At 51.5% G+C, this 19,448-nt stretch carries 17 protein-coding genes; 10 read left to right on the forward strand and 7 right to left on the reverse strand.

The genetic code is table 11. The annotated features are described in order from the left end of the window. The first annotated feature begins 73 nt into the window (after window positions 1–73). Window positions 74–487, forward strand: a complete 414-nt coding sequence (locus tag NNO04_RS09465) for a pyrimidine (deoxy)nucleoside triphosphate diphosphatase (RefSeq protein WP_271444435.1) — start codon at window positions 74–76, stop codon at window positions 485–487. Here the strand turns inward: NNO04_RS09465 and NNO04_RS09470 are convergent. Next, a complete protein-coding gene (locus NNO04_RS09470; RefSeq protein ID WP_442870730.1) occupies window positions 447–725 on the reverse strand; it encodes a YnjH family protein in 279 nt (92 codons plus the stop codon). The genes NNO04_RS09465 and NNO04_RS09470 overlap by 41 nt on opposite strands. 236 nt (window positions 726–961) lie before the next feature. On the opposite strand from NNO04_RS09470, the gene gdhA reads away from it, so the two are divergent. Further along, a complete protein-coding gene (gene gdhA, locus NNO04_RS09475) occupies window positions 962–2,305 on the forward strand; it encodes an NADP-specific glutamate dehydrogenase (protein ID WP_271444436.1) in 1,344 nt (447 codons plus the stop codon). A gap of 99 nt (window positions 2,306–2,404) precedes the next feature. On the opposite strand, the gene topB is transcribed toward gdhA, so the two are convergent. From topB to NNO04_RS09490, 3 genes are all read right to left on the reverse strand, one after another. Continuing rightward, the gene (topB, locus tag NNO04_RS09480; RefSeq protein ID WP_271444437.1) at window positions 2,405–4,345 is read right to left on the reverse strand and encodes a DNA topoisomerase III; all 1,941 of its coding nucleotides are present in this window, start codon (window positions 4,343–4,345) and stop codon (window positions 2,405–2,407) included. A gap of 4 nt (window positions 4,346–4,349) precedes the next feature. Then, window positions 4,350–5,393 (reverse strand): selenide, water dikinase SelD, encoded by a 1,044-nt coding sequence (gene selD / locus NNO04_RS09485; protein ID WP_271444438.1) that lies wholly within the window; start codon window positions 5,391–5,393, stop codon window positions 4,350–4,352. A 116-nt stretch (window positions 5,394–5,509) separates the two neighbouring features. Then, window positions 5,510–6,061: an NAD(P)H nitroreductase gene (locus NNO04_RS09490; RefSeq protein WP_271444439.1), complete on the reverse strand. Its 552-nt coding sequence runs from the start codon at window positions 6,059–6,061 to the stop codon at window positions 5,510–5,512. 177 nt (window positions 6,062–6,238) lie between these two features. Between NNO04_RS09490 and sppA the strand changes: the two genes are divergently transcribed. Genes sppA through pncA form a run of 3 tightly spaced genes read left to right on the forward strand, consistent with a single transcriptional unit; the run spans window position 6,239 to window position 9,829 of the window. Beyond that, complete coding sequence (sppA, locus tag NNO04_RS09495) at window positions 6,239–8,095, forward strand: signal peptide peptidase SppA (protein WP_271444440.1); 1,857 nt, start codon at window positions 6,239–6,241, stop codon at window positions 8,093–8,095. Between the two features lie 55 nt (window positions 8,096–8,150). Continuing rightward, window positions 8,151–9,167 (forward strand): asparaginase, encoded by a 1,017-nt coding sequence (ansA, locus tag NNO04_RS09500; RefSeq protein WP_271444441.1) that lies wholly within the window; start codon window positions 8,151–8,153, stop codon window positions 9,165–9,167. Window positions 9,168–9,187: 20 nt separating this feature from the next. Beyond that, window positions 9,188–9,829: a bifunctional nicotinamidase/pyrazinamidase gene (gene pncA / locus NNO04_RS09505; protein WP_271444442.1), complete on the forward strand. Its 642-nt coding sequence runs from the start codon at window positions 9,188–9,190 to the stop codon at window positions 9,827–9,829. A gap of 46 nt (window positions 9,830–9,875) precedes the next feature. On the opposite strand, the gene NNO04_RS09510 is transcribed toward pncA, so the two are convergent. Together NNO04_RS09510 and msrB are read right to left on the reverse strand one after the other, a co-directional pair. Next, a complete protein-coding gene (locus NNO04_RS09510) occupies window positions 9,876–10,154 on the reverse strand; it encodes a YeaC family protein (RefSeq protein WP_203358047.1) in 279 nt (92 codons plus the stop codon). Between the two features lie 41 nt (window positions 10,155–10,195). Next, window positions 10,196–10,609, reverse strand: coding sequence for a peptide-methionine (R)-S-oxide reductase MsrB (gene msrB, locus NNO04_RS09515; protein WP_271444443.1), 414 nt, complete (start codon window positions 10,607–10,609; stop codon window positions 10,196–10,198). 341 nt (window positions 10,610–10,950) lie between these two features. Between msrB and gapA the strand changes: the two genes are divergently transcribed. Both gapA and NNO04_RS09525 read left to right on the forward strand, forming a co-directional pair. Further along, entirely contained in the window at window positions 10,951–11,946 is a 996-nt protein-coding gene (gene gapA / locus NNO04_RS09520; protein ID WP_162379811.1) for a glyceraldehyde-3-phosphate dehydrogenase, read from the forward strand. A 76-nt stretch (window positions 11,947–12,022) separates the two neighbouring features. Continuing rightward, window positions 12,023–12,907: a D-hexose-6-phosphate mutarotase gene (locus NNO04_RS09525; protein WP_271444466.1), complete on the forward strand. Its 885-nt coding sequence runs from the start codon at window positions 12,023–12,025 to the stop codon at window positions 12,905–12,907. Window positions 12,908–13,162: 255 nt separating this feature from the next. Here the strand turns inward: NNO04_RS09525 and NNO04_RS09530 are convergent, their stop codons facing one another. Beyond that, the gene (locus tag NNO04_RS09530; protein WP_271444444.1) at window positions 13,163–13,909 is read right to left on the reverse strand and encodes a MipA/OmpV family protein; all 747 of its coding nucleotides are present in this window, start codon (window positions 13,907–13,909) and stop codon (window positions 13,163–13,165) included. Window positions 13,910–14,354: 445 nt separating this feature from the next. Here NNO04_RS09530 and yeaG point away from each other — a divergent pair, with 445 nt between their 5' ends. The 3 genes from yeaG (at window position 14,355) to NNO04_RS09545 (ending at window position 19,324) form a co-directional block, all read left to right on the forward strand. Next, window positions 14,355–16,289 carry a protein kinase YeaG gene (gene yeaG / locus NNO04_RS09535; protein WP_271444445.1) on the forward strand — a complete coding sequence of 645 codons (1,935 nt, stop codon included), beginning with the start codon at window positions 14,355–14,357 and terminating at the stop codon, window positions 16,287–16,289. 123 nt (window positions 16,290–16,412) lie between these two features. Continuing rightward, complete coding sequence (locus NNO04_RS09540; protein ID WP_271444446.1) at window positions 16,413–17,696, forward strand: YeaH/YhbH family protein; 1,284 nt, start codon at window positions 16,413–16,415, stop codon at window positions 17,694–17,696. Window positions 17,697–17,986: 290 nt separating this feature from the next. After that, entirely contained in the window at window positions 17,987–19,324 is a 1,338-nt protein-coding gene (locus NNO04_RS09545) for a sensor domain-containing diguanylate cyclase (RefSeq protein WP_271444447.1), read from the forward strand. Window positions 19,325–19,448 lie beyond the last annotated feature (124 nt).

A 19,448-nucleotide genomic window follows, 5' to 3' on the forward strand; every position in this document is an offset into this window, starting at 1 on the left:
GCGTAAAGGTCTTCAGGTTAGATAAAACTGCGGATATTATGGCATTTTCTCTCGTCAGACAGTGTTGAATATAATGAAATCTCTCGACGTCGTTGCCGCCATCATTGAACGTGACGGCAAAATTTTACTGGCTCAGCGCCCGGAACACGCCGACCAGCCAGGAATGTGGGAATTTGCCGGTGGCAAAGTCGAGTCCGGTGAAAGCCAGCCGCAGGCATTGGCGCGCGAACTCCGGGAGGAACTGGGGATCGACGCGGTGGTTGGGCAATATATCGCCAGCCATCAGCGTGAAGTGTCGGGGCGATTAATTCATCTGCATGCCTGGCATGTGCCAGAGTTTAGCGGTACGTTGCGCGCGCATGAACACCAGCGCCTTCTCTGGTGTTCGCCTGAGGATGCGCTTAATTATCCGCTCGCCCCGGCAGACATTCCGCTTTTAGAGGCATTCAGGGTTTTACGCGACGCCAGACCAGCGGATTCGTACTGAGGGTTTTATCGTCACGTTGACACTGCAACAACACGCCGTCGGCTTTGATGACGGCCCCTTCTGAATAATTTTGGTCCTGGTAGATGCAGCACTGATTGCACGGCTGCGGACGCTGTCCGCTGGAGCTGAAGACCTCCGGCGGTATGCTAACGTCGACATCCGGGCGATAACGTTCATTCGCCTGCACAGCGTAGGGCATAAGCGCTACTGCAACAGCGGCCATCAATAAACGGCGCATAGTCATTCCTTTTAAATTGAACTCGTCTTTCCTATTAACGGTAGTAAACGCCCTAAACTTTAGCCTTTCGATCATCGCTTTTAGTAATGACGCCCGCTTCGTTATTAATTTGAGCAGCAGCATGATTTTTTTCTTGCTTAGCGTCACATTGCTGATGTTATAGTCAAAATCTGCAAACACCTATTCTCATAACACACAACAACAACCACATTCATTTATAAGAGGTTTTTAAATCTATGGATCAGACATGTTCTCTGGAGTCGTTTCTCAACCATGTTCAAAAGCGCGACCCGAATCAAACCGAGTTCGCGCAGGCCGTTCGTGAAGTCATGACCACCCTGTGGCCCTTCCTTGAGCAGAATCCCCGTTATCGTCAAATGTCGTTGCTGGAACGTCTGGTTGAACCGGAGCGCGTGATTCAGTTTCGCGTCGTTTGGCTGGACGATCGCAATCAGGTTCAGGTAAACCGGGCCTGGCGCGTACAGTTCAACGCTGCGATCGGTCCCTATAAGGGCGGGATGCGTTTCCACCCTTCGGTTAACCTGTCGATTCTGAAATTCCTCGGCTTTGAGCAAACCTTTAAAAACGCCCTGACCACACTGCCGATGGGCGGTGGTAAAGGCGGTAGCGATTTTGACCCGAAAGGCAAAAGTGAAGGCGAAGTGATGCGTTTTTGCCAGGCGCTGATGACCGAACTGTATCGTCATTTGGGGCCAGATACCGATGTGCCCGCCGGTGATATCGGCGTGGGCGGGCGTGAAGTGGGCTTTATGGCCGGGATGATGCGCAAGCTCTCCAACAATAGCGCCTGTGTCTTTACGGGCAAAGGTCTCTCCTTCGGCGGCAGCTTGATCCGCCCGGAAGCGACCGGTTATGGCCTGGTCTACTTCACCGAAGCGATGCTCAAACGCCACGGTCTTGGTTTTGAAGGGATGCGCGTCGCGATTTCCGGCTCCGGCAACGTGGCGCAATTTGCCATTGAAAAAGCGATGGAGTTTGGCGCGCGTGTAGTCACCGCCTCCGACTCCAGCGGCACCGTCGTTGACGAAAGCGGCTTTACCAAAGAAAAACTGGCGCGCCTGTGCGAAATCAAAGCCAGCCACGATGGTCGCGTCGCCGACTACGCGCGTGAGTTTGGCCTGACCTATCTGGAAGGCAAACAGCCGTGGGCAGTTCCGGTCGATATCGCCCTGCCATGCGCAACGCAAAATGAGCTGGATGTCGATGCCGCTCGCCAGCTTATCGCCAATGGCGTGAAAGCCGTAGCGGAAGGCGCAAACATGCCGACCACCATCGAAGCCACCGATCTGTTCCTCGAAGCGGGCGTCCTGTTCGCACCGGGTAAAGCGGCAAACGCAGGCGGCGTAGCCACCTCCGGGCTGGAGATGGCGCAAAACGCCGCGCGTTTAGGCTGGAAGGCAGAGAAAGTGGATGCGCGTTTGCACCACATTATGCTGGATATTCACCACGCGTGCGTGGAGTACGGCGGTGAAAATAAACAGACCAACTATGTTCGTGGCGCAAACATTGCGGGCTTCGTCAAAGTGGCCGACGCAATGCTGGGTCAGGGTGTGATTTAACGTTCTGTAGGTCTGATAAGCGTAGCGCCATCAGACATTGCCGGATGGTGGCATAACTGCCTTATCCGGCCTACGACGACTTATCAGGCCTGGACATTGTTACAGGCCCGCCTCTGCTGATGGCGGGCTTTTTTTCGCCGTGCGTTTACGCGGCGCAGACTTTTTCTTCTCGCCGCCGCCCGGCGCAACAATCCCCTTAAAGCGCCTGACCGGAGTACGCTTAGCCTGATCGATCAGCTGATACAGCGTTCCGACCAACGGCTGCATAAAATCCTGATAACGACACTGTTTCTCACTGATTTGCGTCAGGATAGACTCCCAGTGCGCCGTCATATCGGGTCGGGTCGCCATTTCCGGCAACGAGTGAAACAACGCTTTTCCGGCATCGGTAGAGTGGATGTAGCGCCCTTTCTTGGTCAGAAAACCGCGTTTAAACAGTAATTCAATGATACCGGCACGGGTCGCCTCGGTGCCAAGACCGTCAGTTGCACGCAGGATCTTTTTCAGATCTTTGTCCTGCACAAAGCGAGCGATACCGGTCATTGCCGAGAGCAAGGTCGCATCCGTAAAGTGGCGCGGCGGTTGGGTCTGACGCTCGACCACTTCGCCTTTCTCGCACAAGAGCTCATCGTCTTTCGCGACCACCGGCAGCGGCGTACCGTCGTTCTCTTCATCACGCTCTTTATTGCCCAGCAGCGTGCGCCATCCCGCTTCTGCCAGGAACCGGGCTTTGGCAATAAATTTGCCCTTCGCAATCTCCAGCTCAATCACGCACTTGCGGAACACCGCATCCGGACAGAACTGCATCAGATACTGGCGCGCAATCAGGTTGTAGACCTTCGCTTCGTTGTCATTCAGAGCGATCGATGAACTGCGCGCGGTCGGAATAATCGCGTGGTGCGCATCGACTTTTTTGTCATCCCAGCAGCGATTACGGGTATCCGGATTAACCGCAGGCTGCGGCAGCAGATCCGGCGCATGGACGCTGATGGCGTTCAGCACCGCATGGCGGCCGGCAAAATGTTCTTCCGGCAGATAGCGACAGTCAGAACGCGGATAGGTAATAAGTTTGTGGGTTTCATACAGCTTCTGGCAAATATCGAGCACGTTCTGCGCGCTCAGCCCGAAGCGTTTGGCGGCCTCAATCTGCAAGGCGGAGAGTGAAAACGGCAGCGGCGCGGATTCTGATTCCCGTTTATCGTTATAACTGGTGACCACCGCAGGTTGGCCGTTGATACGGTTGACCACGTGTTCCGCCAGCGGGCGATGCAATAAGCGCCCTTCTTCGTCCTGATACGGTTCACAGGCTTCGCTGGGTTGCCAGAGGGCGGTGAACCGTTCATCGGCCGGCGTCACAATATGCGCTTTCACTTCAAAGAAATCTTTGGCGACGAAATTTTCGATCTCTTCATCGCGGCGCACCACCAGCCCAAGAACCGGCGTCTGTACGCGCCCTACAGAGAGAACGCCCTGATAACCGGCGTTGCGTCCCAGAATGGTATACGCACGCGTCATGTTGATGCCGTACAGCCAGTCAGCACGCGCACGCGCCAGCGCCGAAACACACAGCGGCACAAATTCGCTATTGGAACGCAGACGTTCAATCGCCCGTTCGACCGCCTGCGGGTTGAGATCGTTTATCAAACAACGTTGCACCTGATGGCGTTTTTCCGGAGCCAGTTGCAGGTAATCCAGCACTTCATCCACCAGCAACTGCCCTTCACGATCGGGGTCTCCTGCGTGAATGACTTCGCTGGCTTCATGCAGGAACCGTTTGATAACGTTGAGCTGTTTGGTCACAGAAGGTCGCGGTTGCAACTGCCATTTTTCCGGCACTATCGGAAGATCGGCTAAGCTCCAGCGCGCATAACGGCTGTCATAGGCGTCGGGTTGCGCTTGTTCAAGCAGGTGACCGATACACCAGGTCACCACTTGCCCATTTCCACATTCGATAAAACCATCGCCTTTGCGATGCGGCTTTGGCAATACGTCCGCAATCGCACGGGCCAGACTCGGTTTTTCGGCAATATACAACCGCATCGAATTAACGGATCTCAACCATGGCGCGCCCACCACGGGCTTCAACCAGCTCGCCAATGGCGGTCAGATCGATACCAAACTCCGCAGCGGTCGCTTTGACTTCCGCTTCGGATTCCGGCGTCACCGCCAGCAACAATCCACCGGATGTTTGCGGATCGCACAGCAGAGAACGCACAGCGTGCGGCATCTCGCCCATCAAATGCCCGTAACTGGCATAGTTGCGCTCGGTGCCGCCTGGCACCGCACCCTGCTGAATGTACTCTTCAACGCCCGGCAGTTTCGGCACGTCCTGATAATGAATTTGCGCCTGCACCCCTGCGCCCTGACACATTTCGCTTAAATGCCCCAGCAACCCAAAACCGGTGACATCGGTCATTGCCTTCACACCGTCGATATTGGCGAACGCCGCGCCCGCAATATTCATTCGGCACATTACCTCGGTCGCCAGCCCCTGATGCTCCGGCTTCAGCAATGATTTTTTCTCTGCGGTGGTCAGTACGCCAATCCCCAGCGGTTTGGTGAGGAACAGCTTGCACCCGGCCTGTGCGGTACTGTTCTTTTTCACGCGCTCAGTGGGCACGACGCCGGTGACCGCCAGACCAAAAATCGGTTCCGGCGCATCAATGGAGTGGCCGCCCGCCAGCGCAATACCGGCTTGTTTACAGGCAAAACGCCCACCTTCGGTGACTTCCCGGGCGATCTCCGGGGACAGCGTATTGATCGGCCACCCCAAAATGGCAATCGCCATAATCGGTTTGCCGCCCATCGCAAAAATATCGCTAATGGCGTTAGTCGCCGCAATGCGACCGAAATCGAACGGGTTATCGACGATTGGCATAAAGAAGTCAGTGGTACTGATAATACTGGTGCCATTTCCCAGATCGTACACCGCCGCATCATCGCGGGTTTCGTTACCCACAAGCAGGTTCGGGTCGACAAACTTCACCTGCTCACTGTGCAGGATGGTTTCCAGCACTTTAGGGGAAATTTTACAACCGCAACCGGCTCCGTGGCTGTATTGCGTTAAACGAATGGTTTGCTCGCTCATGGACATCTCCTGTCATTGCAATCCAGCTATGGTAACGCTCATTCAATGATGTGATAAGAGTGACTGTCTGAATTCCGGCGTCTTTGCTCATAATCCAGACAGTTTCGTCGAATATCTTAAAAATAACGGACGAAGGGGGTCGGATCCGGCAGATTAATGCTCGTCGAGGCTTTCAGTTGCGGCGTCCCCAGATAGAGGAATCCCACGATTTTATCCTGCCCCTGGCACTGAAAAGCATCGCGCACGACCGGGCTTTCCGTTAATGCGCCAGTGCGCCAGATCCCATTGAAGCCTTGCGCGATCGCAGCCATCTGCATTGCCATCACCGCACAGCCCGCTGACATCTGTTGCTCCCAGACCGGCACTTTGTGGTTCTCTTCGCACTTCGCCACCACGGCAATGATCAACGGCGCGCGAAACGGCGCTGAACGGGCTTTCTCAACGGCTTTTTCATCCCCGTCTTGCGCGATGGCGGCTTTTTCCAGCGTGGCGCTAAAACGTTCGCGCCCTTCGCCTTCAATCACGAAGAAACGCCAGGGTTGCAGAGATTTGTGATCCGGCGCACGCATGCCTGCCCGCAAAATGTTTTGCAGTTGTTCTCCGGCGGGAGCGGGTTCGCCCAGACGAGAGGCGCTACGGCGGTTAACAAGTAATTCGAGTGCATCCATTTAGTTAACTCCAACAATGATGTTATTTCACAAAATTAACACGAGAGCGGATTTTGTTACAGCACAGGCAGTGATTCCTGCTGACAAGAGCCGGTTGGGTCATTACGATAGCCTCATCTTAGCGCTTTCTCCTGAAATGGTGAGAATGGCGTTGTTTTTTTTGGTTAGGGAGTATACATGCGAACCCTGTGGCGATTTATTGCCGGATTTTTTAAATGGACGTGGCGGCTGCTGAATTTCGTTCGTGAACTGGTGCTTAACCTGTTCTTTATTCTGCTGGTGCTGGTGGGTGTGGGCATCTGGATGCAAGTCAGCAGCAGTCATACCAGCGAGCAAACGGCGCGTGGCGCGCTGCTGTTGGATATTTCCGGCGTGATCGTCGATAAACCGTCCAGCACCAACCGCCTGGGCATTCTGGGTCGCCAGTTTTTTGGCGCGAGTTCTGACCGACTGCAGGAAAACTCGCTGTTTGATATCGTGAATACGATTCGTCAGGCGAAGGATGACCGTAATATTACCGGCATTGTGATGGACCTGAAAAATTTCGCCGGGGCGGATCAACCCTCTATGCAGTACATCGGTAAGGCGTTGCGCGAGTTCCGCGACAGCGGTAAGCCCGTTTTCGCCGTCGGTGATAACTACACTCAGGGGCAGTATTACCTGGCAAGCTTCGCGAATAAAATTTGGCTCTCACCGCAAGGCGCCGTCGATCTGCACGGGTTTGCTACCAATGGCCTGTATTACAAGTCCCTGCTGGATAAGCTGAAAGTCTCCACGCACGTTTTCCGCGTCGGAACCTATAAATCCGCCGTTGAACCGTTTATTCGTGATGATATGTCTCCGGCAGCGCGCGAAGCGGACAGTCGCTGGATTGGCGAACTGTGGCAAAACTACCTGAATACCGTTGCCGCAAATCGTCAGATCCCTGCCCAGCAGGTATTCCCTGGCGCACAGGCCATGCTCGACGGGTTGAGCAAGGTGGATGGCGACACAGCGAAATACGCGCTCGATAACAAACTGGTGGATAAGCTGGCCTCCAGCGCCGAAGTGGAAAAAGCGCTGACCAAACAGTTTGGCTGGAGCAAAAAAGAAAACAATTACCGCGCCATCAGCTATTACGATTATTCGCTGAATCCCCCTTCTGATACCGGCGACAGTATTGGCGTGGTCTTCGCGAATGGCGCAATCATGGATGGCGAGGAGACTCCGGGGAATGTCGGCGGCGACACCACGGCCTCGCAGATCCGCGACGCGCGTCTGGATCCTAAAGTGAAAGCGATTGTCTTGCGCGTTAATAGCCCTGGCGGTAGCGTCAGCGCCTCCGAAGTGATCCGTGCAGAACTGGCAGCGGCAAAAGCGGCAGGCAAGCCAGTGGTGGTATCAATGGGTGGGATGGCTGCCTCCGGCGGTTATTGGATCTCAACACCTGCCAGCTATATTGTGGCCAACCCCAGCACCCTGACCGGTTCTATCGGTATCTTCGGGGTGATCAACACGGTTGAAAACAGTCTGGATTCGATTGGCGTTCATACTGACGGCGTCTCCACCTCCCCACTGGCGGATATGTCGATGACCAAAGCCCTGCCGCCGGAAGTGCAGCAGATGATACAGCTGAGTATTGAGAACGGTTATAAGCGCTTTATCACGCTGGTGGCCGATGCGCGTAAGAGCACGCCGGAGCAAATTGATAAGATTGCGCAAGGCCATGTCTGGACCGGACAGGATGCGAAAGCCAATGGTCTGGTCGACAGTCTGGGCGACTTTGACGATGCGGTCACCAAAGCCGCTGAACTGGCCAAACTCAAACAATGGCATCTTGATTACTATCAGGACGAGCCAACCTTCTTTGATGTGGTCATGGACAGTATGTCCGGCTCAGTTCGCGCGATGCTGCCAGAAGCGATTCAGGCGATGCTGCCAGCCCCGCTGATCTCTGCGGCAAACGTGGTAAAAGCAGAGAGCGACAAACTGGCGGCGTTTAATGATCCACAAAACCGTTATGCGTTTTGTTTAACCTGCGCGAACGTTCGCTAATCATCAACCCCTCTTCACACGAAGAGGGGTTTTTAATGTTCCAGAAGAAACTATCATGCAGAAGAAATCGATTTACGTTGCTTATACTGGCGGTACCATTGGTATGCAGCGTTCAGAACAAGGCTACATTCCTGTTTCCGGTCATCTTCAACGTCAGCTGGCGCTGATGCCCGAGTTCCATCGCCCTGAAATGCCAGACTTCACCATCCATGAATACGCCCCCCTGATGGATTCATCCGACATGACGCCGGAAGACTGGCAGCATATTGCCGAAGACATCAAAGCGCATTACGACGAATACGATGGTTTTGTCATTTTGCACGGCACCGACACTATGGCGTTTACCGCCTCTGCGCTCTCCTTCATGCTGGAGAATCTGGGTAAACCGGTCATAGTGACAGGGTCACAAATCCCGCTGGCAGAGCTGCGTTCAGACGGTCAAATCAATTTGCTGAATGCGCTGTATATCGCGGCGAATTACCCGATCAACGAAGTGACGCTCTTTTTCAATAACCGTCTGTTTCGCGGTAATCGCACCACCAAAGCGCACGCAGACGGTTTTGATGCCTTTGCCTCTCCGAATTTACAGCCGTTACTGGAAGCCGGGATCCATATTCGTCGACTGGGCACGCCGCCCGCACCGCACGGCGAAGGTGAGTTACGGGTTCATCCGATCACGCCGCAGCCGATTGGCGTGGTGACCATTTATCCGGGAATTTCCGCCGATGTGGTGCGTAACTTCCTGCGCCAGCCGGTAAAAGCGCTGATTCTGCGCTCTTACGGGGTGGGCAATGCGCCGCAAAACAAAGAGTTCCTGAAAGAGCTGGAAGACGCGAGCTCACGGGGTATTGTCGTCGTCAATCTTACGCAATGTATGTCCGGAAAAGTGAACATGGGCGGTTACGCCACGGGTAACGCGCTGGCGCACGCGGGGGTGATTGGCGGTGCCGACATGACCGTTGAGGCGACGCTAACCAAGCTACATTATTTGCTGAGTCAGGGAGTAGACACACAAACCATTCGCACCGCGATGACGCAGAACCTTCGCGGTGAACTGACGCCGGATGACTGAGTCACCCTCAGGAGGACGAAATGACGAACCGAGCCTTGTTACTGGTTGATTTACAGAATGATTTTTGTGCCGACGGCGCACTGGCGGTTCCCGAAGGGGACAGCACGGTAGACGTTGCCAACCAACTGATTACCTGGTTTACTTCCCGGGGAGATGCCGTGATCGCCAGTCAGGACTGGCACCCCGCCGATCACGGGAGTTTTGCCAGTCAGCATCAGGCGCAGGTGTACAGCCAGGGGCAGCTTGACGGTCTGGCGCAAACCTTCTGGCCCGATCACTGCGTGCAAAACAGTGACGGTGCAGCGCTCCATCCCCTGCTCAATCAACGCGCCATTACGGCCATTTTCCATAAGGGTGAAAACCCGCTGGTCGATAGCTACAGTGCTTTTTATGATAACGGCCGTCGCCAGAAAACGGCGTTAGACGCCTGGCTTCGTGAGCATGGCGTAGATACGCTTATTATCATGGGGCTGGCAACCGACTACTGCGTGAAGTTTAGCGTGCTGGATGCCTTGCAGTTGGGCTACACGGTGAATGTCATCACCGATGGCTGCCGGGGGGTGAATATCCAGCCGCAGGACAGCGCACAGGCATTTATGGAAATGTCGAGCGCAGGCGCAACGCTGTATACCCTGGAGGACTGGGAAGAGACGCAGCAGTGAGGGGAATATTGCCGGACGCGCGATAACGCCATCCGGCAAATACCGTTTACTGTACTTTCAGGGTCGCTATTGGCGGCGGTACGATGCCGAAATCGGCTTTCAGCTGCTGCTTGCTCTTCATCACCATCTGACCCTGGGTGTCAATCGTCATATGCTGCGCGTCGGTGTTGTAACGCGCCTGCCACAGCATTACCAGTTGCAGACTGTTCTCTTTTTGTTCTGGCGTCAGCGCGACGCCATCAGGCCATTTCCCCAGTTCAACTGCGGTGGATAACCGCTGATAAACTTCCGGCGTCATGCTGTCGATCATCTCATCAAGGTTCATGATAAGTCCGCTCCTCTGGAATAATTTGCTGAATCGTTTTTTCAGCCTTTGATTTGTTCGCCATTTTCATCATCGGTAAAGCTTAGTGAGGCTGAATTGACGCAATAACGCTCACCGGTCGGTTGCGGACCGTCCGGAAAAACGTGTCCCAGGTGCGCATCACAGCTTCCGCAACGGATTTCTATACGCTGCATCCCATGGGAATTATCTTTAATGTAACGAATGGATTCTTCACTAACCGGCTCATAAAAACTGGGCCACCCACAGCCCGAATCAAACTTCGTCTGGGAGTGAAATAACGCGGCATCGCAGACCAGACAATGGTAGGTCCCACCCCGCTTGTTATGCAGCAAACGCCCGGTAAACGGCGGTTCTGTGCCGTGATTTTGCGTCACGTAAAATTGCATTTCCGATAAATTTTTTTTCAGTTCTTCCGGAGAGGGTTGCTTAGACATTTACTCGCATCTCGCTGTCGATATACTCACATCACGCAACCGATTCTAACAAAACATTAACACCTCAGTGTGAACTTTTGTTCTAAACTTGATCCTGGCGAAATGGCAGCTCACGATTCGTGATCGCAATCACATTTTTATCTGAGTTGCCCTTTAAAATTCGGGGCGCCGCCCCCACGTGGTTTCAAGCCCAAAGGAAGAGTGAGGCGAATCAGTCGTGCAAAGCTTGTTCAGAGGATTGATTTGTCGCAATGATTGACACGATTCCGCTTGACGCTGCGTAAGGTTTTTGTAATTTTACAGGCAACCTTTTATTCACTAACAAATAGCTGGTGGAATATATGACTATCAAAGTAGGTATCAACGGTTTTGGCCGTATCGGTCGCATTGTTTTCCGTGCTGCTCAAGAACGTTCTGACATCGAGATCGTTGCAATCAACGATCTGTTAGACGCTGACTACATGGCTTACATGCTGAAATATGACTCCACTCACGGCCGTTTCAACGGTACCGTTGAAGTGAAAGACGGTCATCTGATCGTTAACGGTAAAAAAATCCGTGTTACCGCTGAACGTGATCCGGCTAACCTGAAATGGGACGAAGTTGGTGTTGACGTAGTTGCTGAAGCTACTGGTCTGTTCCTGACTGACGAAACCGCTCGTAAGCACATCACTGCTGGCGCGAAAAAAGTGGTTCTGACTGGCCCGTCCAAAGACAAAACCCCGATGTTTGTTAAAGGCGCTAACTTTGACAAATATGCCGGCCAGGACATCGTTTCCAACGCATCCTGCACCACCAACTGCCTGGCTCCGCTGGCTAAAGTTATCAACGACAACTTCGGTATCGTTGAAGGCCTGATGACCACCGTTCACGCAACCACCGCTACTCAGAAAACTGTTGACGGCCCGTCTCACAAAGACTGGCGCGGCGGCCGTGGCGCGGCTCAGAACATCATCCCTTCTTCTACCGGTGCTGCTAAAGCAGTTGGCGTAGTTCTGCCAGAACTGAACGGTAAACTGACTGGTATGGCGTTCCGTGTTCCGACCCCGAACGTATCCGTTGTTGACCTGACTGTTCGTCTGGAAAAAGCGGCTTCTTACGAAGACATTAAGAAAGCCATCAAAGCAGCTTCCGAAGGCCCGATGAAAGGCGTTCTGGGTTACACCGAAGACGACGTTGTATCTACCGATTTCAACGGTGAAGTTTGCACTTCCGTGTTCGATGCTAAAGCAGGTATCGCACTGAACGACAACTTCGTGAAACTGGTATCCTGGTACGACAACGAAACCGGCTACTCCAACAAAGTTCTGGATCTGATTGCTCACATCTCCAAATAAGTTGAGATGAAACAGTAATCTGTAAGAGAGCGACTTCGGTCGCTCTTTTTTTTGCCTGAAGAGAAAGGATTGCATGATGATCAATAAAATTTTTGCACTTCCGGTAATCGAACATATTACCCCTGTCCTCTCCCGCCGCCAGCTTGATGAGCTGGAGGTGATTGTTGTCGACCACCCGCAGGTTAAAGCCTCTTTCGCATTACAGGGCGCGCACCTGCTCTCCTGGAAACCGGCAGGTGAAGACGAGGTTCTGTGGTTAAGCAACACGACGCCGTTCAAAACAGGCACCGCGTTGCGCGGCGGCGTGCCAATTTGCTGGCCGTGGTTTGGCCCGGCCGCACAAGCTGGCCTGCCTGCTCACGGTTTTGCCCGTAACCTGCCGTGGACGCTTAAAGCGCACAACGAAGATGAAAGCGGCGTGGTCCTGACCTTTGAACTGCAAAACAGCGATGCCACCCACAAGTATTGGCCGCATGACTTCACGCTGTTAGCCCGTTTTAAACTGGGGAAAACCTGCGAGATCGAACTGGAAGCCCACGGTGAGTTTGAAACGACTTCCGCGCTGCACACCTATTTTAACGTCGGTGATATCGCGGCAGTGAAAGTGAGCGGTCTTGGCGATCGTTTTATCGATAAAGTGAACGATGCCAAAGAAGATGTGCTGGCTGATGGCGTGCAAACGTTCCCGGACAGAACTGATCGTGTGTACCTGAATCCACACGCCTGTAGCGTCATTCACGATGATGCGCTCAATCGCACTATTGACGTCGTGCACCATCATCACCTCAACGTTGTAGGCTGGAACCCGGGCCCGGCACTGTCCATTAGCATGGGTGATATGCCGGATGATGGCTACAAGACGTTTGTTTGCGTTGAAACGGCGTATGCAACCGCGCCGCAAAAGACCACTGAAGAGAAACCTTCCCGTCTGGCGCAGACGATTCGCGTAGCCAAACGCTAAGTGAGTCGCGATGCCGGTGTTTCTGTCGTTTTAACAGACTTGATAAGGCCTTAACCGCCATCAGGTATAGTTCCGGAGAGCGAGGCTCACGCATCTTATCCGGCCTACAGAAATTCCGGCATCATCACACCCTGGTCAGCGCCGTTTTCCCCTGACCCACCGCAGGTCATCCTCCAGAGTTATGCACTACCGTAATGCAAAACAGGGCGCCAGCGCCCTGTTTTGATGCACAGAATGCACTGTGATGATGCACAATCAGAACTTGTAGGTCACCCCGGTGGAGATCAGGCCGCTCCAGGATTTGTCCACCATCGGGCTGTCGCTAATTTCATCCGACAAATGGGTATAGCGCGCAGTACCGTACACGCTCCAGTTGCCGAGGAAATTGTAGTTGGCGCTAATTTCCAGGTATGGGTTCCAGCTGTCGCTCGGGTCGTAGCTACGCAGACCGCTGTGCGAAGACTCTTTGCCCGAGACGCCATAGTAGTAGTCGTTCTGGTTTTCACTGTTCCATTCCACACCGATACCCGGCGTTAATGTCAAACCGCCATTGGTATAACGGTACAGCCAGGCCAGATCCCACACGATGCCGTTGCTGTTATCCAGCGTGTCGCCTGCCAGCGTGGTGCGCAGGTAGCCATACTGCGTGTAATGCGCGTAAGACAAGCCTGCCATCATGGTGCTTTTACGTTTGTCGAGCTGACGAAGTTGATGGTTGTCGCTGTCTTCCGGTTTGAAGTACATCGGAGACCAGTACGCGGTAATCGACAATTTATCGGTGTTGTCATTCCACAGGTAGTATCCACCACCCAGACCACGGAACCAGAAATTTTCACTTTCATAGGTAATGACGGGAACCGGATATACGTCGGTATCGTAATCTTTATACGGGTGCTCAATCACACCAACACCTGCGCCCAACGTCAGGGTGCTTTCAGCTTGCGCGACATTCGTCGTCGCGGCGATAAGCACGCCAAGTGCCAGAAGTTTGAGTTTGGTCACAATCCATAATTCCTTATTCAAATGTTTAGCAGCAAAATTGTAACCGCCAATGCGTTTCAACCCAACTATTTTGCTTATTACACACAAAATGTAACCGACTAATTTTTCAGCAGCAGATGACATTTCGTTTTCAGCCAGGTGAACTCTGCGTGATTTTCGTGCTTTATCTTTACATTAAATATGCATTTTTTGTGGATGAGTTATTGATATGCCATTGAAATTCATTTGCGCGCACAGGCAAGTTTTGCAAATGCCATCTACGCTTAATTTTAAGAAGGTGTATCACCGGGCACGTTGATCTCTTTGCCGCCAATTTGGCATGAGAGTTGCTGTTTTTTACCACAAGAGACAGCAGAGGCGTCGTTCAGTTTACCTCTTCCGGGGGCCTCTACTATTCATATGAACGGCTCTTAACATGTGCTAAAAAACGAAAGGACGGCATATCATGAATATATTCGATCACTATCGCCAGCGCTATGAAGCTGCCAAGGACGAAGAGTTCACACTGCAGGAGTTTCTTACCACTTGTCGGCAAGATCGCAGTGCTTATGCCAACGCGGCAGAGCGGCTATTGATGGCTATTGGTGAGCCTATTATGGTCGATACTGCCCAGGAACCCCGACTTTCTCGACTCTTTTCAAACCGGGTGATCGCGCGTTATCCCGCCTTTGAAGAGTTTTATGGCATGGAAGACGCGATTGAACAGATTGTCTCTTATCTGAAACACGCGGCGCAGGGGCTGGAAGAGAAGAAACAGATTCTATATCTGTTGGGGCCTGTAGGGGGCGGTAAATCCTCGCTTGCTGAAAGACTGAAGTCTTTGATGCAGCTGGTACCGATTTATATCCTGAGCGCAAACGGTGAACGCAGCCCGGTAAACGATCACCCGTTATGCCTGTTTAATCCGCAGGAAGACGCGCAAATTCTCGAAAAAGAGTACGGCATTCCACGTCGTTATCTTGGCACCATCATGTCACCGTGGGCGGCGAAACGCCTGCACGACTTCGGTGGCGACATCACTAAATTCCGCGTGGTGAAAGTGTGGCCGTCTATTCTTGAACAAATCGCCATCGCCAAAACGGAACCGGGGGATGAGAACAACCAGGACATTTCCGCGCTGGTCGGCAAGGTGGACATTCGTAAACTCGAACACCATGCGCAAAACGATCCTGATGCCTACGGTTACTCCGGCGCACTGTGCCGCTCAAACCAGGGGATTATGGAATTCGTCGAGATGTTCAAAGCACCGATTAAAGTGCTGCATCCTCTGCTGACGGCAACTCAGGAAGGCAACTACAACGGGACAGAGGGGATTTCTGCCCTGCCCTTTAACGGTATTATCCTTGCCCACTCGAACGAATCCGAATGGGTGACGTTCCGCAATAACAAAAATAACGAAGCCTTCCTCGATCGTGTGTATATCGTGAAGGTACCGTATTGCCTGCGCATTTCTGAAGAGATCAAAATCTACGAGAAATTGCTTAATCACAGTGAGTTAACCCATGCGCCTTGCGCGCCGGGAACCCTCGAAACCCTGTCGCGCTTCTCGATCCTTTCCCGCCTGAAAGAGCCGGAGAACTCGAGCGTCTACTCGAAAATGCGCGTCTATGACGGCGAGAGCCTGAAAGATACCGATCCGAAAGCGAAATCCTACCAGGAGTACCGTGATTACGCAGGTGTCGATGAAGGGATGAACGGTCTGTCAACGCGCTTCGCGTTTAAGATCCTCTCCCGCGTCTTTAACTTTGATCACGCTGAAGTGGCTGCCAACCCGGTGCATCTGTTCTACGTCCTCGAACAACAGATCGAGCGTGAACAGTTCCCACAGGAGCAGGCAGAGCGTTACCTTGAGTTCCTGAAAGGCTATCTGATCCCGAAATATGCTGAATTTATCGGCAAAGAGATCCAGACCGCCTATCTCGAATCCTACTCCGAATACGGACAGAACATTTTTGACCGTTATGTCACTTATGCGGATTTCTGGATTCAGGATCAGGAGTATCGCGATCCGGATACCGGTCAGCTGTTTGATCGCGAGTCGCTGAACTCAGAATTGGAAAAAATTGAAAAACCGGCGGGCATCAGCAACCCGAAAGATTTCCGTAACGAGATCGTCAACTTTGTTCTGCGTGCCCGCGCGCATAACAGCGGTCGCAACCCGAACTGGACCAGTTACGAGAAACTGCGCACGGTCATTGAGAAGAAAATGTTCTCGAATACCGAAGAGCTGTTGCCTGTGATCTCATTCAACGCCAAAACCTCAACAGATGAGCAGAAGAAACACGACGATTTTGTCGACCGTATGATGGAAAAAGGCTATACCCGCAAGCAGGTGCGTCTGTTGTGCGAATGGTATCTGCGCGTACGTAAATCGTCATAAAACCAGCCCGGTGGCATTGCGCTTACCGGGTCTGGAACGACAGCGAACCGTAGGCCGGATAAGCGCCGCTTATCCGGCGCTACAGGCGTAGCATGAAGTTGGCAAATGCAGTACGGGGGGCATATGACCTGGTTTATAGACCGGCGCCTGAATGGGAAGAATAAAAGCACTGTCAATCGCCAGCGCTTCTTACGCCGTTACAAAGGGCAAATTAAACAGTCGATCTCCGAGGCCATTAATAAGCGTTCGGTTACCGACGTGGAGAGCGGCGAGTCCGTCTCCATTCCCACAGAAGATATCAGCGAACCGATGTTTCATCAGGGGCGTGGCGGTTTGCGCCATCGCGTCCACCCGGGTAACGATCATTTTGTGCAAAATGACCGAATTGAACGTCCACAGGGCGGTGGCGGCGGCGGTGGAAGCGGGCAAGGCCAGGCCAGCCAGGATGGTGAAGGTCAGGATGAATTCGTCTTTCAGATTTCAAAAGATGAATACCTGGATCTGCTCTTTGAAGATTTAGCCCTGCCTAACCTGAAGAAAAACCAGCAACGCCAGTTGACCGAGTATAAAACGCACCGTGCCGGTTTTACCTCTAACGGTGTTCCAGCCAACATTAGCGTGGTGCGTTCTCTGCAAAACTCGCTGGCGCGCCGCACGGCAATGACCGCCGGTAAACGCCGGGAATTGCATGAACTGGAAGACGCGCTGGAAACCATCAGCAAAAGCGAACCGGTACAGCTACTTGAAGAAGAACGGTTACGCAAAGAAATTGCCGAGTTGCGGGAAAAAATTGCGCGCGTGCCGTTTATCGACACCTTTGATCTTCGCTACAAGAACTACGAAAAGCGCCCTGACCCTTCCAGCCAGGCGGTTATGTTTTGTCTGATGGACGTGTCAGGTTCCATGGATCAGGCCACCAAGGACATGGCTAAACGTTTTTATATTCTGCTGTATCTGTTTTTGAGCCGGACATATAAGAACGTTGAGGTGGTGTATATCCGTCACCATACTCAGGCCAAAGAAGTTGATGAGCATGAGTTTTTCTATTCTCAGGAAACGGGCGGAACCATCGTTTCCAGCGCCCTGAAATTAATGGATGATGTCGTGAAGGAGCGTTACGATCCCGCACACTGGAATATTTATGCGGCACAAGCGTCCGATGGCGACAACTGGGCAGATGATTCGCCATTGTGCCACGAACTTCTGGCGAAAAAACTGCTGCCGGTTGTACGCTACTACAGCTACATTGAGATCACCCGTCGTGCCCACCAGACCCTCTGGCGTGAGTATGAGCATCTGCAATCCACCTTCGAGAACTTTGCGATGCAGCATATTCGCGATCAGGATGATATTTATCCGGTCTTCCGCGAACTGTTTCATAAGCAAGGTGCCACCAGCAGGGAATAATCCATCGCTCTCAGCCAGTGGTTAACGCCGCTGGCTGATTTATGCCCCGGTTATTTGCTTACTTAATTAATAAATACCAGGTTGATAATCAAGCCCGTTAATTCCCCCCTCCATTTAATTTATTTCTTGCGTGATTATTCGAAAAAAACAACATCAGACATTTATTTTTTCCGTGCCGTCAGTAAATTGTTTTTTTACTGAGCAATGATAATTGATCCTAATCAAAACTGAGCATTAGCATCATTAATAGAATCCACTCATATCGATCAATTATCATCAAGAGTTTCTTTATGGAAAAACACAAAATAAATGCGTCTGGCATCATATTGTTCATTTTTTTACTTTCTATTGCTTTATTTTTTATGCAAATGTTTCATCAAGAAAATAGCAGCATAAAATCGATCCCGCAAATAAATTATCTTATTGTGGTTGTTGCGCTATTCTTCCTGAATACAATAATTTTCATTTTTATGATTTTAAAATACCTTGCCAACAACCAACATTTCTCTACACTCATTCTAAGCTTAGCGTTTCTGAGCAGCCTGGTCTACTTTGTCGAAACTATCTTTGCCATCCATGAGCCAATTAACGGAAGCGCATTAATTCATATAAAAGCGAATGATATCTCAATTTTTTATCTCTTTCGGCACTTGAGTTTTATCTTTTTACTTTCACTGGCACTGTACAGCGCGGACATCAATAGCGCGACCAAAAATGGCAACAAGAAGAAATTTGCCGTTTTGCTCATATCACTATTCCCTTTATTTTTCCTCCCTATATTTTCTCATAACCTCAGCAGTTACAATCCAGATTACTGCTGGTTTTTTATCGATTACTCCGACAAAAACGAATCGTTCACATGGAGGAATAATTTCATTGAAATAATAATTTGCCTGTGGGCATTCTTACTTTTTTTTATCATTACACAAACCCGACTGACATCCGACATCTGGCCCTGTATTGCTCTGCTGTGCCTTTCTGCAATATGCTGTAACTTACTGCTTTTAGCCATGGACGATTATAATTATAGTGTCTGGTATATCAGTCGCGGGATTGAGGTCGTCAGTAAACTGCTCATCATTTCAGTCCTTATTTACAATATATTCAAAGAGTTACAGTTATCAAACAAACTAGCTGTTCATGATGCGTTGACCAATATTTATAATCGCCGTTACTTCTTTAGTGAACTCGAGTCGCGGTTAAATACCAGGGACAAAGTGTGCTTCAGCATTATGTTCCTCGATATTGATCATTTCAAAAGGATCAATGACCGATGGGGACATGCAGAAGGTGACAAAGTGATCACCACAATTGCTGATATTGTGCAAAAAAGTATTCGCTCAGAAGATCTGTTAGCCCGATTGGGTGGCGAAGAATTTGGTGTCATGATGTATAATACCGATATGATACAAACCAGAATCATTGCTGAAAGAATTCGTAAAAATGTTGAAATACTCACAGGTGCAGGCAATATTTACGATATTCCTGAACCGATAACAGTAAGTATTGGTGTTTTCTTTGCGACAACGCCAGATTACAGCGCTTCAGATCTCATGGTTCAGGCAGATAAGGCACTCTATGAAGCTAAAAACAATGGCCGTAATCAAGTGGTGATCCATCACGCCTGAGTAAACTGTTTTATTTATGCCCATGCGCAATGTGCATGGGCATGACCTGCCTATTATTTTTGCGTATTCCCTCATCTCCTCTGTCCAGTGCCCCATTCATGAGTATAATTAGCGCCATCTGTAT

Source organism: Citrobacter sp. Awk 4 (assembly GCF_028069725.1).
In the GTDB taxonomy this organism is placed as follows: Bacteria; Pseudomonadota; Gammaproteobacteria; order Enterobacterales; family Enterobacteriaceae; genus Citrobacter_D.